Here is a 7,438-nt window from a genome sequence, read left to right on the forward strand (position 1 = left end):
ATTGAGGAACGCCAGGTCCTCGTCGCGCTTCCACGCCGTCAGCGCGGCCGAGGACTCCGCGTAGGAGACGTGGCGGCCCTCCAGGGCGTAGGCGCGACTCCGCTCCTCCAGCGCCTTGTTGTACACCAGGCGCACACACCCGAACGTCCGGGCAAGCTCGGACGCCTGCTCGGGGGTCGGGTAGAAGCGGTACCGGTAGGCCCGCTTCACCGTCTGCGCCATGCCCCGCATCATGCCAGGCGATCGGCTGAGGATTGCATCTTTGTTCGTACGGTGTTCCGCCTGGCGGCGAAACGCCTGCCCATACCCTGCTCGCAGGGGTACCGGTTCCTCCCGCCCGAAGGCGGGGATTTCCACGGAGGATGTTGATGACCGGCGTGACCGACGACCACGCGCTGTACGCCCGCTTCCTGCGCGGGCTCGCGGCGGCGCCCGATCGCCCGGCCGTCAGGGACGGCGATCGGGTGCTCACCTACGCGGAGCTCCACGAGCACGCGCTCCGCCTGGCGGGCGCGCTGCTCGACGTCGTGGGCGCGCGGCCGAAGGCGGTCGGCGTGCTGGCCGGCAAGTCCGTGGAGAGCTACGCCGGGATCCTCGCCGGGCTCTACTCCGGGGCCGCGGTCGCGCCGCTGCACCCGGACTTCCCGGTGGAGCGGACCCGGCGGATGCTGACCGCCGCGGACGTCTCCGTGGTGCTCGCGGACGGGCACGGGCGGCGGGTGCTCGACGAGATCGCCGCGTCGGGCACGGACATCCCGGTGATCGGCGTCGACCGGCCCGCCGCCGGGACGGCGCTGGACGCCCCCCTGCCGGTGGCGCCGACCGACATCGCGTACCTGCTGTTCACCTCCGGATCGACGGGCCGGCCCAAGGGCGTGCCGATCACGCACGCCAGCACCGCCCACTACTTCCGGCTGATGGACGAGCGCTACGACTTCGGCCCGGACGACGTGTTCTCGCAGACGTTCGACCTGAACTTCGACTGCGCGATGTTCGACATGTTCTGCGCGTGGGGCGCGGGCGCGAGCGTCCACCCGGTGCCGGCCACCGCCTACCTCGACCTGCCGGCCTTCCTGGCCGAACGGCGGATGACCGTCTGGTTCTCCACGCCGAGCGGCATCGTCCTGGTCCGCAAGCGGGGCGGCCTCACGCCCGGCTCGATGCCGACGCTCCGCTGGAGCCTGTTCGCGGGCGAGGCGCTGCGCGGGGACGACGCCGCGGACTGGCAGGCCGCCGCCCCCGGGTCGACCCTGGAGAACATCTACGGTCCGACCGAGCTGACCATCACCGTCACCGGGCACCGCTGGTCGCCGGAGACCTCGCCGGGGCTGTGCGTCAACGGCCTGGCGCCGATCGGCACGGTGCACGAGGGCCACGACTGGCTGCTGCGCACCGCGGACGGCGAGCACAGCGACACCGAGGGCGAGCTGTGCATCACCGGTCCGCAGCTGACCTCGGGATATCTCGACCCGGACGACAACGAGGGCAGGTTCCTGCACCACGACGGCCGCGGCTGGTACCGCACCGGAGACCGCGTGCGGGTCCTGCCGAACGGCGAGCTGGTCTATCTGGGACGGCTGGACTCGCAGGTGCAGGTCCAGGGCTGGCGGGTGGAGCTCGCCGAGATCGAGCACGCCCTGCGCTCCTGCCCCGGCGTCCAGGACGCCGTCGCGGTGACGCGCACGGTCGAGGGCACCACCGAGCTGGTGACCTTCTACACCGGCGTGCCCACCCCACAGGCCGAGCTGGCCGGCCAGCTGCGCCAGGTGCTGCCGTCCGGCCTGCTGCCCCGGGAGTACCGGCACGTCGAGGACTTTCCGCTGAACTCCAACCGGAAGGTCGACCGGGCCCGTCTCGCCCGGGAGGCCGCCGCGATCGGCTGAACCACCTGATCACCAGAAGCACCTATCGCTTGCAGCGCACTCCCGAGGGCACGGCCCTCCCCGGTGGTCCCACCCCCAGCCACCGGGGAGGGCCGTGGCATGTCCATGTCCGTATACCCGTGCTCCGTCCTCGCCCCTGTCCTGCCGGGCCGGCCACGAGAGCTCCCGTACGACGAAGCGACCGGCCCTCGCGTCAGGCGCCTGACGCGAGGACCGGTCGCGGCTCGTGGCCCGGGCGGCTCACCCGTGCTGGGCGGCCAGCGCCAGGCGGTCCACCTTCCCATTGGGCGTGAGAGGCAGCTCGCGCAGCTGCACGATGCGCTGCGGAGCCATGTAGTCGGGCAGTGTGGCCAGGCAGAACGCCTCCAGGTCGCGGTGCTCCAGCGCGGGCGCGCCGGGCTCCAGCACGACGAAGGCGGCGAGCACCGGATCTCCTCCCGGCCGCGGCAGCATGGTCGCCGCGGCCCCGGCGATGCCGGGGAATTCGAGGATCCGCCGCTCCACCTCGCCCAGCTCGACCCGGTTGCCGCGGATCTTCACCTGCGAGTCGGCCCGGCCGCAGAAGTACAGCTCGCCGGACTCGCCGAGATAGGCGAGGTCGCCCGTACGGAAGACCGGCTGGCCGGAGCGCGGGTTGAGGGGGTCGGGCACGAGCGCCCGCGCGGTCGCCTCGGGGTCGTCCCAGTAGCCGCTGAACAGGGCGGCGCTGCGCAGGTAGAGCTCGCCGACGACGCCGGGCGTGTTGATCGGGTTGCCCGACTCGCCGATCAGCATCAGGTCCGCGCCCTGGTGGGCGCGGCCGATGGACAGGCGCTTCTGGTCGGGCGGGAGCGGGTTGGGCACGTCGGTCAGGGAGGCGGCGATCGACTCCGTGCTGCCGAAGCAGTTCACGATCCGCACGCCGGGCAGCAGCTCCTGGAGCCGCCGCAGCTCGGGAAGCGGGAAGTTCTCGCCGGAGTAGAGGATGCCGGTGATCCGGGTGAGCTCCGCGAGGGCGCCGGCCTCGTGCCGCAGCACCGGCCGCCAGATCGACGGCACCCCGTTGACCTGCGTGACCTGCGCGTCGCGCAGGAACCCGACGAACCGCCTGGGCCAGCGGAGCAGGTCGCGCGGCACCGGCACGACGGCGGCGCCGCTGCCGAGGGCGAGCGCGATGTCGAGCAGCGAGAAGTCGAACTGGAACGGCGACGTGGACGCCACCCGCCCGCCGGGGCCGACGATCTCGTGGGCCAGCATCCCGCGGAAGAAGGCGAGGGCCGCCCGGTGGCTCATCACCACCCCCTTCGGCCGGCCGGTGCTGCCCGACGTGAAGATCATGTACGCCGGGTCCGACGGGATCGGCGTGCGCCACTCGGCCCGGCGGCCCCGGGGAGCGGTGTCGATCCACACCCCGTCGGGGCCGAACACCCCGGTCCCGACCTCCGGCGGCACCTCGACCTCCGGCCGGCCGGCGGCACGCAGGTAGAGCGCGGGCTCGGCCGACCCGACGATCGACAGCCGCCGGGCCTGCGGGGTCTCGCTGCTCACCGGGATGTAGGTGACGCCCCGCGCCGAGCAGGCCAGGAACATCGCGATTCCGGCCGCGGTGGTGTCCGACTCCAGCACGACCCGGTCGCCGACGTCGAGGCCGGCCGCGTCGAGCCCGGCGGCGTACTCCTCCACCTGGCGCAGCAGGCCCTCGTAGGTGATGACGTCGAATTCGCCGTCGCCGCGCGACTGTATGACGGCTGGACTGTCCGGCGTCCATTCCGCCCATTGCAATAAGAATTCGTGCAGCAGATCGTTACCCAGACGGATCCGGTGCAGAGACATATGGCCATGGATCACTATTTTTTGATAACACTCCACCGCGACTTCCGGCAACGGAGGGTGGTGCCGCCGCGGGCGAAGTCAGGGGGCGATAGGGGTTATTGGGCGGGTGATTCCCTGTCTTAGGGTTTGCGTAGATCGTGGGTGAGATGTGTCTGCCTTTTCAGGCACCTATATTTCGGCAGAGGTACGCCATGTCTGAGTCTGGGTTCGACGGGTCGTGGGCAGCGCGCATACCGGACGGAGGGGCGGCGCTGGCCGCCCGCCTGACCGGTCTGCCGCTCGCCGAGCAAAACCGCCTGCTGCTCGATCTGGTGTGCACGCAGACGGCGGCGGTGCTGCGCAAATTCCGGCCGGACGACCCGGCCGAGGTCTCGGCCCGCCGGGCGTTCCGGGATCTCGGTCTCGACTCGATCGCCCTGGTCGAACTGCAGAGCCTGCTCAACGCCGTGACCGGGCTCGCGCTGGGGGTGAGCGCCGCCTTCGACCACCCGACGCCGGCGTCCCTCGCCGCCTTCCTGCGTACGGAACTGCTCGGAGACGCCGGCGCTGAGACCGGCCCTGGGACCGGCCCTGGGACCGGCCCTCGGACCGGCGCGGAGCCGGTCGCGGGGGAGCGGCGGGCTCTCGACGAGCCGATCGCCATCGTCGGCATCGGCTGCCGCCTGCCCGGCGGGGTCGACTCGCCCGAGGGGCTGTGGCGCCTGGTCGACGACGGCCGGCACGTCCTCACCGACTTCCCTGACGACCGCGGCTGGGACCTGGAGCGGTTGTTCGACCCCGACCCGGACCAGCCCGGCACCACCTACCTGCGGCGCGGCGGCTTCCTGCCGGAGGCGACGCTCTTCGACGCCGACTTCTTCGGCATCAGCCCGCGCGAGGCGCAGACCATGGACCCGCAGCAGCGGCTCGTGCTGGAGACCGCGTGGGAGGCGATCGAGCGCGCCGGCATCGACCCGGCCTCGCTCGCGGGCAGCCGGTCCGGCGTCTACATCGGGGTCGAGCCCCAGGAGTACGGCCCCCGCATCGCCGACGCGCCCGACGGGCTCGACGGCTATCTCATCACCGGCAACGCGACCAGCGTGGTGGCCGGCCGGGTGGCGTACACGCTCGGTCTGCTCGGACCGGCGCTCGCGATCGACACCGCCTGCTCGGGCTCGCTCGTCGCGGTGCACGTCGCGGCGCAGGCCCTGCGCAACGGCGAGTGCGGCCTCGCGCTGGTGGGCGGTGTGGCGGTGCTGAGCAGCCCCGGGGTGTTCACGGCGTTCAGCAGGCTGCGCGGTCTCGCGCCGGACGGGATCTGCAAGCCGTTCGCCGAGGCCGCCGACGGCACCGGCTTCTCCGAGGGCGCGGCGGTGCTGGTCCTGGAGAGGCTGTCGGACGCGCGCCGCAACGGCCACACCGTGCACGCGGTCCTGCGCGGGTCCGCGATCAACCAGGACGGCGCGTCCAACGGCCTGACCGCGCCGAGCGGCCGCGCCCAGCGGATGGTGATCCGGCAGGCGCTCGCCGACGCGGGGCTCGCGGCGGCCGACGTGGACGTCGTCGAGGCGCACGGCACCGGCACCACGCTCGGCGACCCCATCGAGGCGCAGGCGATCATCGACACGTACGGCCAGGGCCGCGAGCCGGACGACCCGCTGTGGCTGGGATCGGTGAAGTCGAACATCGGCCACACCCAGGCGGCGGCCGGCGTCGTCGGCCTGATCAAGATGGTGCTGGCCATGCGGCACGGGGTGCTGCCGAAGACCCTGCACGTCGACCAGCCGTCGTCGGCCGTGAACTGGTCGGCGGGCCGGGTGTCGCTGCTCACCGAGCCCGTGCCCTGGCAGGAGAACGGACGGCCGCGACGGGCGGGTGTCTCGGCGTTCGGCGTCAGCGGCACCAACGCCCACGTGATCATCGAAGAGCCGCCGTCGGACGCCGCCACGACACCGGCGGAGGACGCCTCCGGCGCCGGGACGCGACCAGTCGACGACGCCTCCGCGCCTTCCGCGTCGCCCGCGGACGCGGCGCCGGCGTCCGAAGCGGCTGTGCCGGACCTGACGTCGGCGCCTGACCAGACGACGGCTCCGTGCCTGGTTCCGGTGTCTGCCCGGGGAGACGGCGCGCTGCGGGCCCAGGCCGCCCGGCTGCACGACATGCTTGCGGCCGACGAGACCGTGACGCCCGCCGACGCCGGATACTCCCTGGTGACCACCCGTACGGCGTTCCCGGACCGGGCGGTCGTCCTGGCAGCCGGCCGGGACGAGTGCCTGCGCGGGCTGCGCGCGCTGTCCCAGGGCGAGACCGGCCCGGACGTGGTCAGGGGAAGCGTCACCGGCGGCGCGCTGGCGTACCTGTTCACCGGACAGGGCAGCCAGCGCCTGGACATGGGCCGCGAACTGTGCGGGACGTATCCCGTCTTCGCCGCCGCCCTGGACGACGCCGCCGGATATCTGGACCTCCAGCTCGACCGCCCGCTCCTGGACGTGCTGTTCGCCGAGCCCGGCACCCCCGAGGCCGACCTCCTCCACCAGACTGCGTACGCGCAGCCGGCGTTGTTCGCGGTGCAGGTCGCCGCCTACCGGCTGCTGGAGTCGTGGGGGGTGCGGCCGGACTACGTCGCCGGACACTCGATCGGCGAGCTGGCCGCCGCGCACGTGGCCGGGGTGCTGTCCCTTGAGGACGCGGCCACACTGGTCGCCGCGCGCGGCCGCCTGATGCAGGCGCTCCCGGCCGACGGCGCGATGGTCGCGATCCAGGCGGCCGAGGACGAGGTCACGCCGCTGCTCACCGGCCGCGCCGGCATCGCGGCGGTCAACGGCCCCCGGTCGGTCGTCGTCTCGGGCGACGAGGCGGAGGTGCTGGCCATCGCGGCCCGGTTCGAGGCCGACGGCCGCAAGACCAGGCGGCTGCGGGTGAGCCACGCCTTCCACTCGCCGCTGATGGAGCCGATGCTCGCCGAGTTCGCGCGGGTGGCCGGGATCCTGGCCTACTCGCCGCCGAGCCTGCCGGTCGTCTCCACGGTGACCGGCGAGCTCGCCACCGCCGAGGAGCTGTGCTCGCCGGACTACTGGGTGCGGCACGTCCGCGACGCCGTGCGGTTCCGCGACGGCGTCGCCGCGCTGCACGCCAGAGGCGTGGACACGTTCGTGGAGATCGGGCCGGACGGCGTGCTCAGCGCGATGGCCCAGGACTGCCTCGCCGACGCCTCCGGCGACCTCGCCTTCGTGCCCGTCCTGCGGCGGGACCGCGGCGAGGTGCGTCAGCTGCTGTCCGCGGTCGCCGTCGCCCACACGCGCGGCACCGCTCTTGAGGGCTCGGCGTACGGCCCGGACGCCCGCCGCGTCGACCTGCCGACGTACGCCTTCCAGGGCAGGCGTTTCTGGATGTCCCCGCAGGAGCCGAACGACGCGCTGGGCCTCGGCCAGGCGCCTGCGGACCACCCGCTCCTCGGTGCCGTGCTGCGCGCCGCCGGAGAGGACCGCGTGGTGCTGACCGGCCGCCTGTCCCTGCGGACGCATCCGTGGCTGGCCGACCACGTGATCTCGGGCCGCGTGCTGCTCCCAGGCACCGCCCTTCTCGAACTGGCCGTGTACGCCGGCGACCAGGCCGGCTGCCCGCAGGTCGAGGACCTGACCCTGCACGCCCCGCTGGTCGTGCCCGAGCGCGGCGGAGTGTCGGTCCAGGTCGTGGTGGCCGAGCCGGACGACGCCGGTCGGCGGGTGGTTGACGTCTTCTCCCGTCCGGATGGTGACGGGGAT

At 73.2% G+C, this 7,438-nt stretch carries 4 protein-coding genes; 2 read left to right on the forward strand and 2 right to left on the reverse strand.

Features of this window, described 5'->3' with window-relative positions; translation table 11 throughout:
* Positions 1-222: helix-turn-helix domain-containing protein (locus Mam01_RS35615; RefSeq protein WP_204289625.1), on the reverse strand; the 222-nt coding region annotated here is incomplete at its 3' end.
* 146 nt (positions 223-368) lie between these two features.
* Here Mam01_RS35615 and Mam01_RS35620 point away from each other — a divergent pair.
* Positions 369-1,883 (forward strand): amino acid adenylation domain-containing protein, encoded by a 1,515-nt coding sequence (locus Mam01_RS35620; protein ID WP_204289626.1) that lies wholly within the window; start codon positions 369-371, stop codon positions 1,881-1,883.
* Between the two features lie 240 nt (positions 1,884-2,123).
* On the opposite strand, the gene Mam01_RS35625 is transcribed toward Mam01_RS35620, so the two are convergent.
* Positions 2,124-3,644: an AMP-binding protein gene (locus Mam01_RS35625; RefSeq protein WP_204289627.1), complete on the reverse strand. Its 1,521-nt coding sequence runs from the start codon at positions 3,642-3,644 to the stop codon at positions 2,124-2,126.
* A 242-nt stretch (positions 3,645-3,886) separates the two neighbouring features.
* Between Mam01_RS35625 and Mam01_RS35630 the strand changes: the two genes are divergently transcribed.
* A partial coding sequence (locus Mam01_RS35630) for a type I polyketide synthase (protein WP_204289628.1) occupies positions 3,887-7,438 on the forward strand: 3,552 nt, incomplete at its 3' end.

The sequence above is a fragment of the Microbispora amethystogenes genome (assembly GCF_016863015.1).
Lineage (GTDB): Bacteria > Actinomycetota > Actinomycetes > Streptosporangiales > Streptosporangiaceae > Microbispora > Microbispora amethystogenes.

Bases quoted from the DNA above. Each gene is read 5' to 3' on its own strand.
- Mam01_RS35620 (WP_204289626.1), top strand. From the start codon at position 369: ATGACCGGCGTGACCGACGACCACGCGCTGTACGCCCGCTTCCTGCGC.